The following is a 16,324-nucleotide window of genomic DNA, read 5'->3' on the forward strand; positions in this document are numbered from 1 at the left end:
CCGGGAAACCGTCTCGTCGATTTTCTGCTTGCTGAAAGCGAGCCAAAAGCGGCGGCATGAGATTGTCTCCGGCCGCCGTGTTCAACCCGGCAATCAGAACAAACCGAAGGCGACTATGGCTCGCATGCTCTCAGGGCGGCATAGAGGTCGGAGGGCTTACGATCGATGCCCAGCCGGCCTGCCGCCTCCAGCAACGCCAATGCCTGCTTTTCGTCAAAGGGCGACTTCTCCATGAGAGCCAGGAATTTAGTCTCAAGCGCATCACGGGTGAGTGGGTTCAGCGGCTCCCCTCGCGGTGACAGCACTTCTTGCTGGTCGACCTGGCCCTTGCCCGCGATCGTCACGCGCGCTGGTGTCGATCCCGGAAAAGCATGCTCATAATTCCTTGAGCTCACAAGTCTAATTCGTCGGGCGAGCGCGACGACCGCGGCATCGCCGAGATGCTCCTCCTTCAGCGGCAGCAACGCCTGTTCGCCATGGACGAGCGCCAGCGCAATACAGAAGGGGATACTGTATTGTGCGGCCTCGTTCGTGGAAGGGTCCGGCAGGTTGGGCAAGGACAGCGCCCGTTCGAAGGTTTCCACGAGGATCGTGTCAATGTCGCAGATGCTAAGCGACATACGAACCTGAAGGGTTAGCGCACCGTCGATCGCAGCGTGCGCCCAGCGGCAACAACTGTAGAGTTTGAAATAGGCGCCCTCGATTGCCCATGCGTCTCCCGGTAAGCCGACAAGGCGCGTCCTGGCATAAGTATCGGCGTCATCCAGCATGTCGACCGGTCCTCGATGACCGGCATTAGCCAACATCACGGCCTGGATGCCGTTCGCCGTCGCCCAGGGTATTCCTTCCTTCACTGTATGGCCTATGCGGGTGAACCCGGTTGCAGCCTGAGATGTCGATGTCTGGCCGGCGATCGCGAGCGCGTGGCTCATGACGGCTGCGGAAACCCCATAAAGCCATGCAGTTGCGGCCGCGACACCGTATCCGCACCACAGCCCGCTGTCGGTGGTTCGAAGCGTAGCGATTTCGCGTGAGCTCGATACGCGGACCGCCACCTCGTAGCCAAGCGCGATGGCGGTGAGGATTGCGTCCGCGCCTGCTCCGTTGTGCTCTGCGCAGGCCAGTACGGACGGAATGATGGCAGCGGCAGGATGGCCGGAGGCCTTCCTGTGGCCGTCGTCAAGATCGAGCGCGGCCGCATAAGCGGCGTTGACGAAGGCGGCTCCGACTGCAGTCGAACGCCGCCTGGAAAACCAGATGCTGCAGTCTCCGGGTCCCCAAATGAGCGGGGCGCCTTTCAGGGAAGCCTGTCCAGCTCTGGTTGCTGCTCCCGCGGCGGCTGCTCCGATCGTGTCCACAAGCGTTTGCCGGGTGGCGTCCAGCACGTGGGACGGCACGGCCGAAACGGACGTGCACATCGTTGCAAGACGATCGATCACGAAGGTCGTCTCCCCGCGCCGGTTACTCTCACAGGTAGTAGTCAAGTTTCGAACATCCTCAGTTAGAGCCCAATTGCCTGATCAGTTTTGAATGTTTAAATTCATATTGTGGATGTACGGCAAGTCAATAAGAAATTGGGAGTGAGGAATATCAGCCATGGATTTGGTGGAAAGCGACCGGGTAAGGCCGGATCTGCGCGCAGGAGCTGCAATCAGCATCTTCGTCGATGGCCTGCGTGTACGCGCGCGCCTCGGTGAAAGTGTGCTGACGGCGATGCGATCCGATCCAGGTCATGTCCGCAACTTTGAATTCACGAACGAAGCTCGCGCCGGCTTTTGCCTGATGGGTACCTGCCAGGACTGCTGGCTTTGGCGCGAGGACGGCGAACGTCTTCGCGCGTGCACCAGCCTGGTCGATGCCGGCATGCGGCTCCTGACCCGATCGCCGGAGACGCTTCGATGAAACCGGCTCAGCCAATCGTGATTATCGGTGCCGGTCCGGCCGGTATCGCCGCAGCCAGGACGCTTGCCGATGCCGGCCTTCGTCCGGTCGTGATCGATGAAGGTCGATCTGCGGGCGGCCAGATATTCCGCAAGCCCGAGCCGGAGCTCTCGCGATCGCTGAGCGACCTCTACGGCTTCGATGCAAAGCGCGCTCAAGCGTTCCGCGCTGATGTGGCCGATCTCAAGGCGGTCGTCGAATACCATGCCGAAACAGCAGTCTGGAACGCCGAACCCGGCGCACTCCATCTGGTAAGCTGCGGGCGCGCCTTCGTACAGCGCTGGTCGCGCCTGATCATCGCAAGTGGCGCCATGGATCGCGTCGTGCCGATGAAGGGATGGACGGCTCCTGGTGTCTACAGTCTGGGCGGCGCGCAGATCGCCCTCAAGGCGGAGGCATCATTGATCGGTCGGACTGTCGTGCTTGTAGGTACCGGGCCGCTTCTTTACCTCGTCGCCTACCAGTATGCCCGGGCCGGGGCGACTGTCCCGGCCGTCCTGGAGACCGCGAAACCCTTCAACGATCTGTCGGTCCTGCCGGCATTGGCCTCCGGCGGTGCCACATTCGCCCGCGGGCTCTATTTTATTGCCTGGCTTCGGGCGCATGGTATTCCGGTACTCACCGGTGTTGTTCCCGTGGAGGCGACACGCGGCGGTGATGGCCGCGTAAATGGACTAGAGTTCCGCTGTGACGGCCGGGATATGTTCCTTGCCTGTGATGCGCTTGCTGTGGGGCACGGTCTGAAAGCGGAGACGCAGATTGCTGACCTCCTCGGTGTCGACTTCCAATTCAACGCACCGCAGAGACAGTGGCTGCCGAAGGTCGATATTGACGGACGCTCGTCACTCGCGAATGTCTATCTGGCAGGCGACGGCTCCTCTGTTCGTGGCAGCGTCATCGCAGCCGCGAGCGGGCGGCTCGCGGCTGTGGCACTGCTTCGGGATGTTTCACATGAGGAAAACGGGCCATCGGAGCGCGACCGGGCTCTGATTGGAAGAGCGGCACGCTTTCGCAATGCTCTCGATCGCGTCTTCCCCTTTCCGTCGCACATCGCCGAAACACTGCCGGATGAGACCATGGTCTGTCGCTGTGAAGGCCTCACGGCAGGTGACATCCGCCGGACTGTGATCGAATCCGGCGAGTCAGACATCAATCGTATCAAGGCCTTCTGCCGGCTCGGCATGGGGCGATGCCAGGGACGCATCTGCGCGCCCGCGGCTGCCGAGATCATTGCGGCGACTGCCCGGGTCGATATCAGTGCCATCGGCCGCTTGCGCACTCAGGCTCCGATCAAGCCGATGGCGCTCAAGCATCTCACGGAGATCGGCCGATGAGTGCGTCCTTCGACATCGCGATCGTCGGCGGCGGTCTGGCCGGCTGCGCGGCGGCCCTGCACGCACGTCGTATGGGCGCCTCCGTCATCCTGTTCGAACGCGGCCGTTGCGGAGCCCAGGCGAGCGGCGTCAACTATGGCGGTGTCCGTCAACAGGGGCGCCACCCAGCTGAACTGCCCTTGGCCCGCCGTAGCCGCGCGATCTGGAGCAATCTGCAGAGCCTAGTCGGCAGCGACTGCGAATTCAGGGCGACGGGTCATCTGAAGCTCGCGCGAAGCGATGCAGACATGCACGACCTCGCAGCGCACCGGGAGCTGCTTGGAAGCCACGAGATTCATGCCGAAATTCTCGAGCGAGCCGAATTGCGCCTGCGCTTTCCATATGTCGCGCCGATCTATGCCGGCGCGTCTTTCTGCCCCGAGGATGGCCAGGCCAACCCCCGTCTGGTCGCGCCGGCCTTCGCCCGCGCGGCACGCGCACTCGGCGCTGACATCCGTGAATGCTGCCTCGTTAAGGAGATCCGGGTGTCGGAGCAGGGGTTTCTGCTTTGGCTGGCCGGGGATCCGTCACCCGTCAGGGCGCGGCGGCTCGTCAACACTGCCGGCGCCTGGGGCGCCGCAATCGCAGCATCGCTCGGCGATCAGGTCGAAGAAGCGGTGATGGCGCCGAACATGTGTGTGACGGAGCCCATTGCACCGCTGATCGGCCCCAATCTCGGGATCTGCGGCGGCGGCATCTATATCCGCCAGACAGGGCAGGGAAGCGTCGTTTTCGGAAGCGGCCTCGGTATCGCCGACCAGCACCAGTTGAAGGCGCGCCCGCTTGCGGAAGTTACGTGCGAGGCGGCCAGGTCCGCAATCGCAATGGTCCCCGCACTTGCTGATGTCCTGCTCGTCAGGACCTGGACAGGTATCGAGGGCCGCATGCCGGACGGTCTGCCTGTCGTCGGACCGAGCCCCACACTCGACGGCCTCTTTCACGCTTTCGGCTTTTCGGGTCACGGTTTCCAACTCGGACCCGCAGTCGGTGCCGTGTTGGCCGAGCTTTGCCTTGAAGATCACTCCCCAACAGAGATCGACGGGCTTTCGATGAGCCGTTTCGAGAAGAGACCCGCCGCCTCGGACGCGGCAGGTCTTCATTCAGCCTGACAACCATCCACAAAAGAGGGAACAGACATGCAGCATTTCATTTTCGGATTGCTTGGTGGCGCCATTGGGATCGCCGTTGCACTGCAACCGGGTCCGTCGGCGGCGACCGACCCGGCCTATCATCTTGCCGAAGCCGGCGTGCTGTCGGTCGCCATTACCGGCGACATGCCGGGCCTGGTGGCACGCGACGGTAAGCTTACCGGTTATGACGGAGATATCCTGCAGATCGCTGCCGAACGGCTCGATCTGAAGATCAAGCCGGTGCCGATGGAATGGTCCGGCGCGATCGCCGCCGTGCAAACCGGCCGCGTCGACATTATCGGCGGCAATGTCGCCTGGACAAAGCAGCGCGCCGAAACGTTGTCCCTGACTGACCCGACCGGTTATTTCCAGAACGGCATCACCTCGCCCAAGGAGGCGGCTTGGCACGCGTTGAAGGATCTGGAAAACCGCAAGGTCGGATCGATGACGGGCTTCTCATTTCTGCCGGAACTCCGGAGGATCAAGGGTCTCGAACTGTCTCTCTACGACAGTTCCGACGCAGCACTGCGCGATCTTCTTGCCGGCCGCATCGAGGCGCTCGTCGGCGACCCTCCGGTCATCGACTACGCGCTTGCCAAGAACCCGGACTGGGGGCTCGTCAACCTGCCCTTCACCGACAACAATCCGGACTATCCACTCCTGACCGGCCTCGGGCGGCAATATGTCTTCGGGCTGTCGAAAGACAACGCGGCGCTCGCGGCAGCGCTGAATGCGGAGATCCGGGACCTCTGGACCTCCTGCACGGTCAACGCGATCGGCCAACGCTACGGCAACGTCAGTCGGGCGAACTATACCCCGTCGGTCGAAAACTTCCGGATTGGCGCCGATCGGCCGATCGGCTGGAAGCCGCCCGTCTGCGGGCAGTAGCCGCCTCGCGGCCGGGTAACCGGCCGCGCAAGTTCCTCTCATTGTTAAAGGAGGCGGGAATGACCGCCGAATTTCTTCTCGAGGTCACCGATCTCGGTAAGTCCTATGGCCATCACACGGTCCTGAAGAACGTCTCCTTCGCCCTGCGGCGTGGCGAACGCATCGCGCTGATCGGGCCAAGTGGATCGGGCAAATCGACGTGCCTGAGAGCCATCAACTATCTCGACCCACCGACTGCCGGTGATATCCTGTTGGAAGGACGCAGGATCGGTCGCCGGAAAAATGGCCGTCGCATGAGCGACCTCGAGCTTGCGCCGCAGCGGGCTGAGATCGGCATGGTGTTTCAGCATTTCCATCTGTGGCCGCATCTGAGCGTGCGTGCCAATGTTGCACTTCAGCCGCAGAAGGTCCGGGGCGTTTCAAGGGTGGAAGCCTCGCGCCTAGCCGAAGAGATGCTCGCCAAGGTGCATCTCGCCCCCAAGGTCGATGAGGTCCCGCAGCGTCTGTCCGGGGGGCAGCAGCAGCGCGTCGCCATCGCCCGCGCACTCGCCCAAAAGCCGAAGCTCCTACTATTCGACGAGCCGACATCGGCACTCGATCCGGAGCTTGTCGGCGAGGTCCTGACCGTAATCAAGGAGCTCGCCGGCGAGGGCAGGGCTATGGTGCTCGTCACTCATGAAATCGCTTTCGCCCGGGAGGTCGCCGACCGCATCCTGTTCATGGATGACGGTCGCATCGTGGAGCAAGGACCGGCGAAGGATCTTCTCGATCACCCGCAATCACCACGCCTCAAGCAGTTCCTGGCAAGTCTCTCGCAGAGGGGGCAACGCGATGGATAACGTATTCCTTGAGAGGATCGTCGCCGCGCTGCTCGCTGGCGTGGGTGTGACGGTCGAAGTAACGGTGGGAGCTATGGCCGTGGCCGTTGTTATCGGTCTCGGCCTCGCGACGGTCGACTTCCTGGCGAAAGCCCGCATCGTACATGCGCTGATCCGGATCTATGTCGAGGCTCTTCGCAACATCCCGAGCCTGACATTCCTGTTTCTCCTGTATTTTGGGCTCGCGGCTGTCGGGATCCGGCTGTCCTCCATGGTCGCCGCGGTTCTTGGCCTCGGACTGATCGGCGGCGCGGTTGCCGTCGACATCTTCCGTTCGGGCCTGCATTCGGTTCCCGCAGGCCAAAAGGAGGCCGCCGCTTCGATCGGCCTGACGCCGTTTGCAGCCTTCCGGCTCATCGTTCTGCCGCAAGGCCTGCGTCTTTCACTTCCCTCCCTCGGCAACTATGCCGTCGGGCTCGTCAAGGATACTTCGCTCGTCGCTGCCATCGCCGCGCCGGAGGTGATGTTCAGCGCTCGGCAACTGGTGAACGAGACCTTCGAAACGGGCCTGATCTACGGGTGTACTGCGCTCGTCTATCTCGCCCTGACAACGGCTGTCGCCGGATCCCTATCCTTCGCCGAGCGCAAGCTGGAGACGCCATGATGTTCTTCGATACTATCCTTGCCAATATTGGCGACTGGCTGCCGCGCATGCTCACCAGCCTGCGCACGACGCTCGTCCTGACCGTGGGCGCCTTCTGCCTGGCGTTCATGCTGGCGCTGCTGCTTGAATATCTCCGCTCTCGCCGGCTGCGGGCGGCCCGTCTGGCAGCGCGTCTCTACATCGCGCTAGCGCGCGGGGTGCCGATCCTCGTCATTCTCTATCTCATCTACTTCGCGCTGCCCGGCGCAGGCATGACGTTGTCGTCGCAGCTCTCCGCAGTGATCGGCCTCGCCCTCGTCTATGCGGCTTATCTTGCGGAAGTATTCCGCGCCGGGCTCGATGCCGTACCGGCGGGGCAGCGCGAAGCCGCACTTTCGAGTGGATTGACACCCATTCAGACATTCCGTCTGATCCTGCTGCCGCAGGCGGTGCGCCACACGATCGCTCCACTCGTGATCAACCTGGTGTCGCTGTTGAAGGACAGTTCAATCGCCGCATTGATCGCCGTTCCCGAACTGACGCTGGTATCGCGGGAAATCATGTCGGAAAGCTTCCTGCCTCTGCAGGTCTTTACGCTGACAGCAGTTCTCTACTTCCTTCTCGCCTGGCCTGCCTCGCTCGTCGCCCGCGCCATCGAGCAGCGCCTTCGATACCCGTCGGCACGGACTTCGTCGTCAAAATCCCTCAATCAACTGAAAGAAGCTCAGGCATCAGCCTGACAGAGGGCGCACCGCACGTGAATCTAAATCGTGATCTTGTACCTGAGCTTCCTGTGACGCCAAGTCAGACGTGTGCTGAAAGCGCATGCTTCACGCCCAAGACGGCAATGACGACAGCTGCGATAACGAACGGGACAAGAATCACCAAGGGGCTGATATGATAACCTGCATGATCGACGGTCTCGAAGGCGACTTTGAACAGGCTCAGAAGATAATAGCTGATGGCGACGATGGAGAAGCCTTCTACCGCCCGCTGGATTTTGACCTGCGTTGCGGCCCGATCGGCCATCACATGGATCTGGATGGCATTCTGGTATTCGATTTCAACCTGGATGCGTGTTTGCAGGAGATCGATCAGGTGCATGGTCGCGTGGGAGAGCTGTTCTAGACGCGGTGCGGTTGCTTCGCAGGTTCGGACGGCAGGCCGGAAGCGCCTTGCAACAAAAACGCCAAACCGCTGGAAACCCGGAACATGAGATTCGCGCAACTCGCCGATGCGCTCTTCGACGATTTTGCATAGGCGGCATTGGCATCGAAACGATTGCGTGTTTCTGCTGCCGCCGAAATGATCTGGGCTGATAGACTCGAGATCTCGTCGAGCAGCTTTTTGTGTTCGGTCCTTGGTATGTGAACTGCCCCCACTTTGGACCGGACACTCAGTAGATCCTGCAGATGCGCCGGCAGGAAGGGGGCGGGTTCGTAGCCGGCGCGACGGCTTGGATCCGGATGACAATGCATGCGGTCATGATTAAGCCGCCTGAACATCGGTTTGCGAGAAGTCGTTGCCCTTGAACAGCAGCGGTTCTCCGGACGCTTTTGCCAGAGCATAGGCAAAGCAGTCGCCAAAGTTGAGACCGGCTTTGTGACGGCCTTTACCGTAATCGAGAAAAGCCTGTCGGGCGAGTTCACCATGTTCGACCGTGACAGGCTCGACGGTGATGCCGGCGCGCCGAAAGAAGGCCTCGGCCTGGCGCATACCATCCGGGCCGAGCTGGTTTTCCACCACCATCGACAACTCCACGTAATTGGCGACGCTGATCCGGGTAACTTCGGCGTCGTGAATGACTTTAACAAAGCTCTCCGCCTCGGGCTCACGATAAAGGATTGCGACCAGCGCCGAAGTATCGACGATCATTTCGGAAGCCCGTTCTCGTCATAAAGGAGATCGGCGTGATCGACATAGGGGGGGGTCACGTGTGCTGCGGCGCGATCGGCGATCGCCAGAAGCTCCTCGACGCTTGCCCGGCCCTTCCGGCGTTCGATCTTGGCAAACCGCTCGCGCAATGCTTCGGTAACAACGCGCGTCATGCTTTCTCCCGTGGCGTGGGAGATTGCCTGCGCCAGACGATGGGCTTCCGGGTCCTTGATACTAAGGCTCATCTGTAGACTCCATCTAGAAAAATAGCGATCTTTCTAGAAATCTATACAAGAAGTTCGCGGCTTTCAAGCCTGCGGAAAACGTGGGACAGCTCGACTACCGATGACCGATGATATGATGAGCGTGCGCTCGTTTGTTGAGAAGAGCGCGGACGCGGATTTGTTGCGTGAGATGATCGGCTTTGCGGCTGAACGGCTGATGGAGCTGGAGGTCGGCAGTGCTACCGGTGCTGGCTACGGCGAGAAGAACCCGAGGCGGCTTGCCCAACGCAATGGTAGGATCCGACCGGCGATCGTACCGATGGACCCTATGTGCGGTTGAGGTAGATCTCGGCTCATCTATAGCGCCGCAGGCCCTGAACGTTGACTCCTGGGTCGAGCTGACAGACAAAGCGGCAAATCACAGAGGACGACCAATGGCTGACGAAGAAATTCAGACCCCGCAGGACGGTACCGTTTCCGAGCAGGCTTCTCCGAAAAAGACTTCAAGAGCAAGGAACGCAACGGCAGAAAAAGCCCGTGCGGGCACGCCCAAACCGGCAAAGCCCAGAACCCGCGGGCTCAGCGATCAGGACAAGGTGGAAAAGATCGGCAAGATCGAAGCTCAGGTCGCTGGCGGGGCAACGCTGAAGGACGCCGTTAAGAGTGCCGGGATTTCAGATCAGACCTACTATCAGTGGAAGAAAGCTGCCGCTCAACTTGTCACTGAGACACCGGCCGTGTCTGTTTCGGTCGACGATGAACTCTCTGAGTTCATCCAGCTCGAGGAAGAAAACCGGCGGCTGAGAAAACTGCTCTCCGAGAAGCTGCGTGCGGAAAACGCTGATCTACGCAAAAGACTTGGTATGAGCTAGCGGGACGATCCTGGCCGGGTCACATCGACGCGGATCCCCAAGAGAAGAATGGCTTTGGGAATTTTTACGCATTCTGATCGTTCCATCACTATCATCCAATCCCGATCGTCTGACACATGAGAACACCACGACGCAACTTCGTCGTCGAATACAAGACGAACAGGCGCCAAACGAAGGCCGCACCAATCTCGATCTGGGGCAATCTGGATTTGCAGGCGGTAGCCCGCGCGGTTGAGGCGGACGGTGCCATGCCGGAGAGTCACCTGTCTCAAGCTCCTTCGGCCTTGGAAGATGTAGCCGCGGTCGAACCAGGGGCAGGCATCCCGGTTGCTCAGGTTGACGCTGACGGTCCTTCTGGGAGTTCCACCGCAACTTCTTCACGGAATGAGAGCCCCATTGGGCTGGTAGCTATTGAAGACAACGTGCTCGATGTTCTGCCTTCCTCACAGGATCAACCGACTTTGACGCCAGTGCGGGCTCCGAAACCTCGAGCCAGAATCCGCGCAAGTACGCTACGCAGTGATGTCCCGGAAGCGTTCGATGAGCTTCCGTGTCCCTCAAAGCACCCTGGCTCGCAGGAGGAACTCGCCGCTCTCGAGGCCGAAAACCACCATCTGAAACGCCTCATGGTCGTGAAGCTCCGAGAGGAAAACGAGAAGCTTAAGTCTATGCTTCGGCGGGTTATGGACGTCTGAACACTAAACGAGTGCGTAACGCGCGCTTATTTCTCTCGAGCCAATATCGCCGCCCTCGAAGAAGGAGAACAGCAAACGCTGTCTCGAGCGCATGTGATCGGCGATTGACGTGCATTCCGTCGCTCTGCGCAGCAAGGCGCTATGCTTCGACTATCTTGGCTGCTTTGGTTCTGAAGGGACCAATATCGGGTTCAACCGTGTCGGGTTGCCACTCGGGCTGATTCGCTGCTTTCAAGCGGTTGCTGCCGGAAATTACATAGTTTAATCTCAAGCTTTCGATCAGCTCTCAAATGAGCTCAGCTTCTTCAGAAGCTCCTCCGAAATCTCAAATTGGCGCGCTGTGCCCCGGCCGAGAGAGTTCTTGACGATCGTCTCTTTCAACATTCCGCGCTCAACGAGGAGGTTGACGGTCTCCTTGGCACCGCTTCGGGTAAGCGCCGTAACTTCTATTATATTTGAAAGAGTTAGCCTCTGGTTTGCCAGAGTCATCGTGTAGAGAATCGTCATCATCCCGATCTCCTTCAGCCGCGCCTGTGGCGTCTCATCCTCGAGCGGGTGATCGAGGATCTCGTGAAGGATGAGCCCAGAGAAGGCAAGGTTGTGCCATTGGGTCTTGAGCGCTCTTGTCATGTTATTTAACTGTGTTATATAAGTCAGTAAAATGGCGCTTCGCAGGAACCCGACACTGCTTGCGCAATGAGCCGCTGTTGCCTCGGAGGGTCCTGTCCATGAAAAGCCTTCTGCTGAATGTCCTGCTTTCGATCTCGTGCGTATTATTACCCTACCTGATTTCCAGCAGTAAAGCGCGGGCTGATGACTGGGGATGCCAGGTAATCTTGTGCCTCTCCAATCCGGGCGGGGCGACCCAATATGCCGAATGCCGACCGCCGATCCAGAAACTTTGGAACGAGCTTGCAAAAGGGCATTCGTTTCCGACGTGCGGCGGCGTGGGGCTTCACAGTTCGAGGCCAGGTTACGAGCCCTACTATTGTGACGCAGGATACAGGCTTTCGGGCAGCTACGGTCCGCGCGGCGAGCAGGCAACCTGTGTTTCGACCTCGCTCCAACGCGTGAACAACTCACTTTGCTCTTATGATCGCGGCAACTACGGCAACGACTCCAACGCGGTCCCATCGCCGCGCTGGCTGCGCGACGGCGGACGTCTCCAATGCGTGGGCTATCCGATATCGCGCCCGAATATCCGCGCGCAGCCTCATTATATCGACGTGACCATCGATGGCGTCGGTGCGCAGCGGGTGTGGTACTGACCGATGGCTGCAACATTCGTCGACATCGCGCAAATCTGCGCGCCGCTGGTCCAGGTGGAGACACTGGCCGGCGTCGTAAGCCTCGAGAGCAAGTTTCATCCCTTTGCCATTCGCACCAATAGCGGCGCGCCGCTGCCTGCGCAGCCTGCCAGCAAGGCTGAGGCGATTGAGTTGGCGACATCTTTGATCGCCGATCACCAGGATATCCAGATTGGACTTGGCGGTATCAGCGTGGAGGAGCTCCGGAAACTGAATCTTTCCGTTTCGGACGCCTTTGACTCGTGCCGGAACCTGAAAGCGACGGCGACTCTTCTCAACGGCTACTATCGCCTCGCCTTGCGGGTCGGAGTAGATCCGGCGCAGGCCGAGAACGTGATGCTGCAGTCCTACTATGGACGCGACGATCCGACCGTTGGTGCGATGGTCAAATACGACGAGCAGGTGCGCGGGGAGGCGAAGCGGCTTTCCCCGAAGCTTGCGGCGCTCACCATCGCCGAACCAGATGATCGGGCCGCGTCTGCCGACCAGCCACCGGATCAAATGGCGCAGCCACAGCGGTCGCTCCCAAGACAGATCTCCCAAACCGAAGAAACCGCATCCTGGGATGTGTTCAATTCCAGACACCGGTCTTCAATCCTCATTTTCCAGAATGACCGATCGGAGCAGAGTGAATGATCTCCAAAGCCAGCCTTCGCCCCATTGTCGCCTCCACGCTCATGGCGGTTGCGAGCGTTGCATGCATGGTTGAACCGGCCTTTGCCCAGTCGGCAGGCATCGAGACCGTGCTGCAGAACATCGTCACCATGCTCACCGGCAACATCGCAAAATTGCTGGCGGTCATCGCCGTGATCATCATCTGCATCGCCTGGATGTTCGGCTATATGGATCTTCGTCGCGCCGGCTTCTGGATCATCGGTATCGGCGGCATCTTCGGCGCCACCGAGCTGGTCAACACCATCGTCGGGGGCTGAATGCCATGGCGAGCGCTCCAAACCTTGAGGAAGAGACGCTGTTCCTGGCCTGCACGCGTCCGGCGATGATTGCCGGCGTGACCATGGAGGCGATGGGCATCAACATCATGCTGACGACGGTGCTCTATATCACCGCCGGATCGATTGCCTACGCACTGTTCGGCGTCGTCTTCCATCTCGTGTTCCGGGCGCTCGTCAAGCATGACCATAACATGTTCCGCATCCTGCTTGCCTGGATCGAGACCCGCGGCCGTTCACGCAACGCCTCCTATTGGGGCGGCGCGACACTCTCGCCGCTAAGGCTTGCCAGACGCTACGACGAGAGGGACCTAAGCCTTGCCTAGCATCGCCACACTTCGGTTCCGTGAGCTCGGGCCGGAGACCTTCATCCCCTATGTGCGTCACGTCGACGAGACGACCATCACGCTCGATTCCCGCGGGCTCATGACCGTGCTTGCGCTTGAAGGCGTTTCCTTTGAAACAGCCGATGTTCTCGACCTAAACGGCATGCATCGCGGCCTGAACACGCTCTACCGCAATATTGCCGACGAGCGGCTGGCGCTCTGGACGCATGTCATTCGCCGGCGTGACAATGACTACCCCGAAGGACACTTTGCCAATCGCTTTTCCGACGGCCTCAATAGCAAATACCGCGAGCGGATGGTGCGCGAAGACCTCTTCCGCAATGACCTCTATCTCACGCTTGTCTGGTACCCCAGCCGTGACCCCATTGAGAAGGCGGCCAGTCTTCTCTCCCGGCTGCGTAAAGCGCGCCGATGCGGCATTGAGCTGGACGAAACGGCACTCAAGCATCTGCGTGACAAGGTGGTTGACATCACCGCAGGGCTTCAGCGCTTCGCACCCCGGGTCTTGTCCCTCTACGACGAGGACGGAATCCTGTTCTCCGAGCCGAGCGAGTTTCTGCACCAGCTCGTCGGGGGGCGCCGGGAGCCCGTACCCCTGACGGAGGGGCGTATCTCGTCGGCGATCTATTCGGATCGGGTGATCTTCGGCCGGGAAACGATCGAGATTCGCCACGAGGCCGAAACCCGGTACGCCGGCATATTCGGCTTCAAGGAATATCCGGCAACGACACGTAGCGGCATGCTCGATGGCATCCTGACCGCGCCCTTCGAACTCATCCTGACGCAGTCCTTTGCCTTTGCGTCGAAGGCTGATGCACGCACGATCATGGGCCGCAAGCAGAACCAGATGGTCAGCGCCGGTGACAAGGCCGCCTCTCAGATCGAGGAGCTCGGCGAGGCGATGGATGATCTGGAATCCAATCGTTTCGTCATAGGCGAACATCATCTTGGCCTTACGGTCTTCGCGCCGTCCGTCAAGGAACTGACCGATCATATGGCGAAGGCACGCGCCGACCTCACCGGTGGCGGTGCGGTCGTCGCACGCGAGGATCTCGGGCTCGAAGCTACCTGGTGGGCGCAACTGCCAGGCAATCTCCGATATCGGGCGCGCTCGGGGGCGATCACCTCGCGCAACTTCGCAGCGCTTTCACCCTATCACTCCTACCCGACCGGCCAGAAGGACGGCAATGAATGGGGACCGGCGGTCGCCATGCTGAAAACCGCTTCCGGCTCTCCGTTTTATTTCAATTTCCATCACAGCGATCTCGGCAATACCTTCGTCTGTGGCCCATCGGGCGCCGGCAAAACGGTATTGCTGAACTTCATGCTCTCACAGCTCGACAAGCATGATCCCCATATGGTGTTTTTTGACAAGGACAGGGGTGCCGACCTGTTCGTTCGCGCTGCCGGAGGCACCTATCTTCCGCTCAGGAACGGTGTCGCGACTGGCTGCGCGCCGCTGAAAGCGCTCGACCTGACGGCCGAAAACAAGGTCTTCCTCACGGGCTGGATCGGTAAGCTGGTCGGAGCGGCGACGCGGGAACTGACTGTCACTGAGCTGCACGACATTGCCTCGGCTGTCGACGGTCTGGCAGACCTTGCTGTCGAGCGCCGGTCGATCGGCGCCTTGCGCACCTTCCTCAACAATACCGACCCCGAAGGTATCGCCTCACGGCTCAGACGGTGGGAGCGGGGAGGGCCACTCGGCTGGGTCTTCGACAATGATGCGGACGACATCGGGATTGACGCCAAATTCATCGGCTACGACATGACCGATTTCCTCGATAACGAGGAAATCCGCACGCCGTTGATGGCCTACTTGTTCTTCCGCATTGAGCAGCTGATCGATGGGCGGCGTATCATCATCGTCATCGACGAGTTCTGGAAGGCGCTGCAGGATGAGGGTTTCCGCGATCTCGCCCAGAACAAGCTGAAGACGATCCGCAAACAGAACGGCCTTATGCTGTTTGCGACCCAAAGTCCGCGCGACGCGATCGTCTCTCCGATCGCCCACACGATCATCGAGCAGTGCCCGACACAGATCTTCCTGCCGAATCCACGCGGCGACCGCGCCGACTATGTTGACGGTTTCAAACTGACGGAACGCGAATTCGAACTGATCTCCCGGGAGCTATCCATCGAAAGCCGATGCTTTATCGTCAAGCAGGGCCACAACAGCGTCGTCGCCGAACTGAACCTCAACGGCTTCGACGACGAGCTCGCCATATTGTCCGGGCGGACGGCGAATGTGGAGCTCGCAGACGCCATCCGATCGGAACTGGGAGAGGCGCATGAGGACTGGCTCGCCGTGTTTCAGGAAAGAAGGAGGACATCATGATCCGCATAGGCAGGATACGGCTCTTTCTGGCAACCTTTTTGATATCGGTCGGCTTGGCATCTGCTCAGGGCATCCCGGTTATCGATCAGACGGTGATTGCCAAGCAGATCGAGAGCATCACGCAGCTCAAGTCTCAACTCGACGCCTTGAACCAGCAGCTCCAGCAGGCCCAGCAACTCTACGGCTCGCTGAACAAGATCACCAACATGGCCGATGTAGCCAGCCTGCTGAACGATCCTTCGATCCGCAAGGCGCTCCCACAGGACTTCAACGCCATCGAAGGACTGTTCAAGGGCACCGGCACCGGCGTGTTCGGCAGCTCCGCTTCAGAATTCCTTGAGGACAATTCGACCTACCGCACTAATGCGAACGATTTCTACGCGCAGGAGCTTTCGCGCATCCAGAGCCAGAATGCCGGTCAGATGAGCCTCGGCCAGCAGATCTATGATGCCGCTACCAAGCGCATCGACGGCATCGATCAGCTTCGCCAGCAGATTTCAGGCGCCGCGGATGCCAAGGATATCGCCGATCTGCAGGCCCGCCTGCAGGCCGAAACCGCCTTCCTGCAGACCGACGTTCTGCGCATGCAGGGCCTGCAGATGGTGCAGCAAGCCCAAGGGCAGGTCGACGACCAGCGCAAGGCCGAGGACTGGCGCAAGCGAATGGACACGATGGGAGCGGCGCTCAAATGAGGTGGATCGTTTCTACTGCGGCGGTGTTTCTTCTGTCGGCTTGCTCCCCGGAGAAGGAAAATGTCTATACCGTCGATGAGTTGACCGCCGACGAGGTTCAGCTCGCCAAGATCATCGGCGAATGCCGCAACAATTCCGGCGAATTGCACAACACGCCCAACTGCGGCAATGCCGAGGCCCCCGACGGTAAGCCGCGTCTCGAGCGCATGCGCAAGTCGCTTGGAGGCTGAG

The 16,324-nt window shown here is 60.2% G+C and carries 19 protein-coding genes and 2 pseudogenes; 16 read left to right on the top strand and 5 right to left on the bottom strand.

The features are described 5' to 3' along the window. Positions 1 to 113: 113 nt before the first annotated feature. Positions 114 to 1,439, bottom strand: a complete 1,326-nt coding sequence (locus H4W29_RS29430; protein ID WP_312872445.1) for an MmgE/PrpD family protein — start codon at positions 1,437 to 1,439, stop codon at positions 114 to 116. A gap of 157 nt (positions 1,440 to 1,596) precedes the next feature. Between H4W29_RS29430 and H4W29_RS29435 the strand changes: the two genes are divergently transcribed. From H4W29_RS29435 to H4W29_RS29465, 7 genes are read left to right on the top strand one after another with little or no spacing between them, the layout of a single operon-like run. Continuing rightward, positions 1,597 to 1,902: a (2Fe-2S)-binding protein gene (locus H4W29_RS29435; RefSeq protein WP_192732295.1), complete on the top strand. Its 306-nt coding sequence runs from the start codon at positions 1,597 to 1,599 to the stop codon at positions 1,900 to 1,902. Next, a complete protein-coding gene (locus H4W29_RS29440; RefSeq protein WP_192732296.1) occupies positions 1,899 to 3,275 on the top strand; it encodes an FAD/NAD(P)-dependent oxidoreductase in 1,377 nt (458 codons plus the stop codon). Before H4W29_RS29435 ends, H4W29_RS29440 begins: the two co-directional genes overlap by 4 nt. Further along, complete coding sequence (locus tag H4W29_RS29445; RefSeq protein WP_192732297.1) at positions 3,272 to 4,423, top strand: NAD(P)/FAD-dependent oxidoreductase; 1,152 nt, start codon at positions 3,272 to 3,274, stop codon at positions 4,421 to 4,423. Before H4W29_RS29440 ends, H4W29_RS29445 begins: the two co-directional genes overlap by 4 nt. Positions 4,424 to 4,450: 27 nt before the next feature. Beyond that, complete coding sequence (locus H4W29_RS29450) at positions 4,451 to 5,332, top strand: substrate-binding periplasmic protein (protein ID WP_192732298.1); 882 nt, start codon at positions 4,451 to 4,453, stop codon at positions 5,330 to 5,332. Positions 5,333 to 5,391: 59 nt separating this feature from the next. Next, on the top strand, positions 5,392 to 6,171 hold the full coding sequence (locus tag H4W29_RS29455; protein WP_192732299.1) for an amino acid ABC transporter ATP-binding protein: 780 nt from the start codon (positions 5,392 to 5,394) through the stop codon (positions 6,169 to 6,171). Next, positions 6,164 to 6,814 carry an amino acid ABC transporter permease gene (locus H4W29_RS29460; protein WP_192732300.1) on the top strand — a complete coding sequence of 217 codons (651 nt, stop codon included), beginning with the start codon at positions 6,164 to 6,166 and terminating at the stop codon, positions 6,812 to 6,814. The genes H4W29_RS29455 and H4W29_RS29460 overlap by 8 nt, the downstream gene beginning before the upstream one ends. After that, positions 6,811 to 7,533 carry an amino acid ABC transporter permease gene (locus tag H4W29_RS29465; protein WP_192732301.1) on the top strand — a complete coding sequence of 241 codons (723 nt, stop codon included), beginning with the start codon at positions 6,811 to 6,813 and terminating at the stop codon, positions 7,531 to 7,533. The genes H4W29_RS29460 and H4W29_RS29465 overlap by 4 nt, the downstream gene beginning before the upstream one ends. 64 nt (positions 7,534 to 7,597) lie before the next feature. Here H4W29_RS29465 and H4W29_RS29470 read toward each other — a convergent pair. From H4W29_RS29470 to H4W29_RS29480, 3 genes and pseudogenes are all read right to left on the bottom strand, one after another. Then, positions 7,598 to 8,157, bottom strand: a pseudogene (locus H4W29_RS29470) (DUF3422 family protein); the annotation flags it as partial. A gap of 124 nt (positions 8,158 to 8,281) precedes the next feature. Then, complete coding sequence (locus H4W29_RS29475; RefSeq protein ID WP_192732302.1) at positions 8,282 to 8,668, bottom strand: type II toxin-antitoxin system VapC family toxin; 387 nt, start codon at positions 8,666 to 8,668, stop codon at positions 8,282 to 8,284. Then, on the bottom strand, positions 8,665 to 8,913 hold the full coding sequence (locus H4W29_RS29480) for a type II toxin-antitoxin system VapB family antitoxin (protein ID WP_192732303.1): 249 nt from the start codon (positions 8,911 to 8,913) through the stop codon (positions 8,665 to 8,667). The genes H4W29_RS29475 and H4W29_RS29480 overlap by 4 nt, the downstream gene beginning before the upstream one ends. A gap of 100 nt (positions 8,914 to 9,013) precedes the next feature. Between H4W29_RS29480 and H4W29_RS29485 the strand changes: the two are divergent. Continuing rightward, positions 9,014 to 9,187, top strand: a pseudogene (locus H4W29_RS29485) (transposase); the annotation flags it as partial. 139 nt (positions 9,188 to 9,326) lie between these two features. Further along, positions 9,327 to 9,764 carry a transposase gene (locus tag H4W29_RS29490; RefSeq protein WP_192732304.1) on the top strand — a complete coding sequence of 146 codons (438 nt, stop codon included), beginning with the start codon at positions 9,327 to 9,329 and terminating at the stop codon, positions 9,762 to 9,764. Positions 9,765 to 10,738: 974 nt separating this feature from the next. Here the strand turns inward: H4W29_RS29490 and H4W29_RS29495 are convergent. Then, positions 10,739 to 11,089: a MarR family transcriptional regulator gene (locus tag H4W29_RS29495; protein WP_192732305.1), complete on the bottom strand. Its 351-nt coding sequence runs from the start codon at positions 11,087 to 11,089 to the stop codon at positions 10,739 to 10,741. 98 nt (positions 11,090 to 11,187) lie between these two features. Between H4W29_RS29495 and H4W29_RS29500 the strand changes: the two genes are divergently transcribed. From H4W29_RS29500 to H4W29_RS29530, 7 genes are read left to right on the top strand one after another with little or no spacing between them, the layout of a single operon-like run. Further along, a complete protein-coding gene (locus tag H4W29_RS29500) occupies positions 11,188 to 11,727 on the top strand; it encodes a hypothetical protein (protein ID WP_192732306.1) in 540 nt (179 codons plus the stop codon). Positions 11,728 to 11,730: 3 nt separating this feature from the next. Next, positions 11,731 to 12,402: a lysozyme family protein gene (locus H4W29_RS29505; protein ID WP_192732307.1), complete on the top strand. Its 672-nt coding sequence runs from the start codon at positions 11,731 to 11,733 to the stop codon at positions 12,400 to 12,402. Then, positions 12,399 to 12,698 carry a TrbC/VirB2 family protein gene (locus H4W29_RS29510; protein WP_192732308.1) on the top strand — a complete coding sequence of 100 codons (300 nt, stop codon included), beginning with the start codon at positions 12,399 to 12,401 and terminating at the stop codon, positions 12,696 to 12,698. Before H4W29_RS29505 ends, H4W29_RS29510 begins: the two co-directional genes overlap by 4 nt. Positions 12,699 to 12,703: 5 nt before the next feature. After that, positions 12,704 to 13,042, top strand: a complete 339-nt coding sequence (locus H4W29_RS29515; RefSeq protein ID WP_192732309.1) for a VirB3 family type IV secretion system protein — start codon at positions 12,704 to 12,706, stop codon at positions 13,040 to 13,042. Next, a complete protein-coding gene (locus H4W29_RS29520) occupies positions 13,035 to 15,401 on the top strand; it encodes a VirB4 family type IV secretion/conjugal transfer ATPase (protein ID WP_192732310.1) in 2,367 nt (788 codons plus the stop codon). The genes H4W29_RS29515 and H4W29_RS29520 overlap by 8 nt, the downstream gene beginning before the upstream one ends. Beyond that, on the top strand, positions 15,398 to 16,093 hold the full coding sequence (virB5, locus tag H4W29_RS29525; protein WP_192732311.1) for a P-type DNA transfer protein VirB5: 696 nt from the start codon (positions 15,398 to 15,400) through the stop codon (positions 16,091 to 16,093). Before H4W29_RS29520 ends, virB5 begins: the two co-directional genes overlap by 4 nt. Next, positions 16,090 to 16,323: an EexN family lipoprotein gene (locus H4W29_RS29530; RefSeq protein ID WP_192732312.1), complete on the top strand. Its 234-nt coding sequence runs from the start codon at positions 16,090 to 16,092 to the stop codon at positions 16,321 to 16,323. Before virB5 ends, H4W29_RS29530 begins: the two co-directional genes overlap by 4 nt. Position 16,324 lies beyond the last annotated feature (1 nt).

Origin of the sequence: Rhizobium viscosum (genome assembly GCF_014873945.1) — a bacterium.
Classification (GTDB): domain Bacteria; phylum Pseudomonadota; class Alphaproteobacteria; order Rhizobiales; family Rhizobiaceae; genus Rhizobium; species Rhizobium viscosum.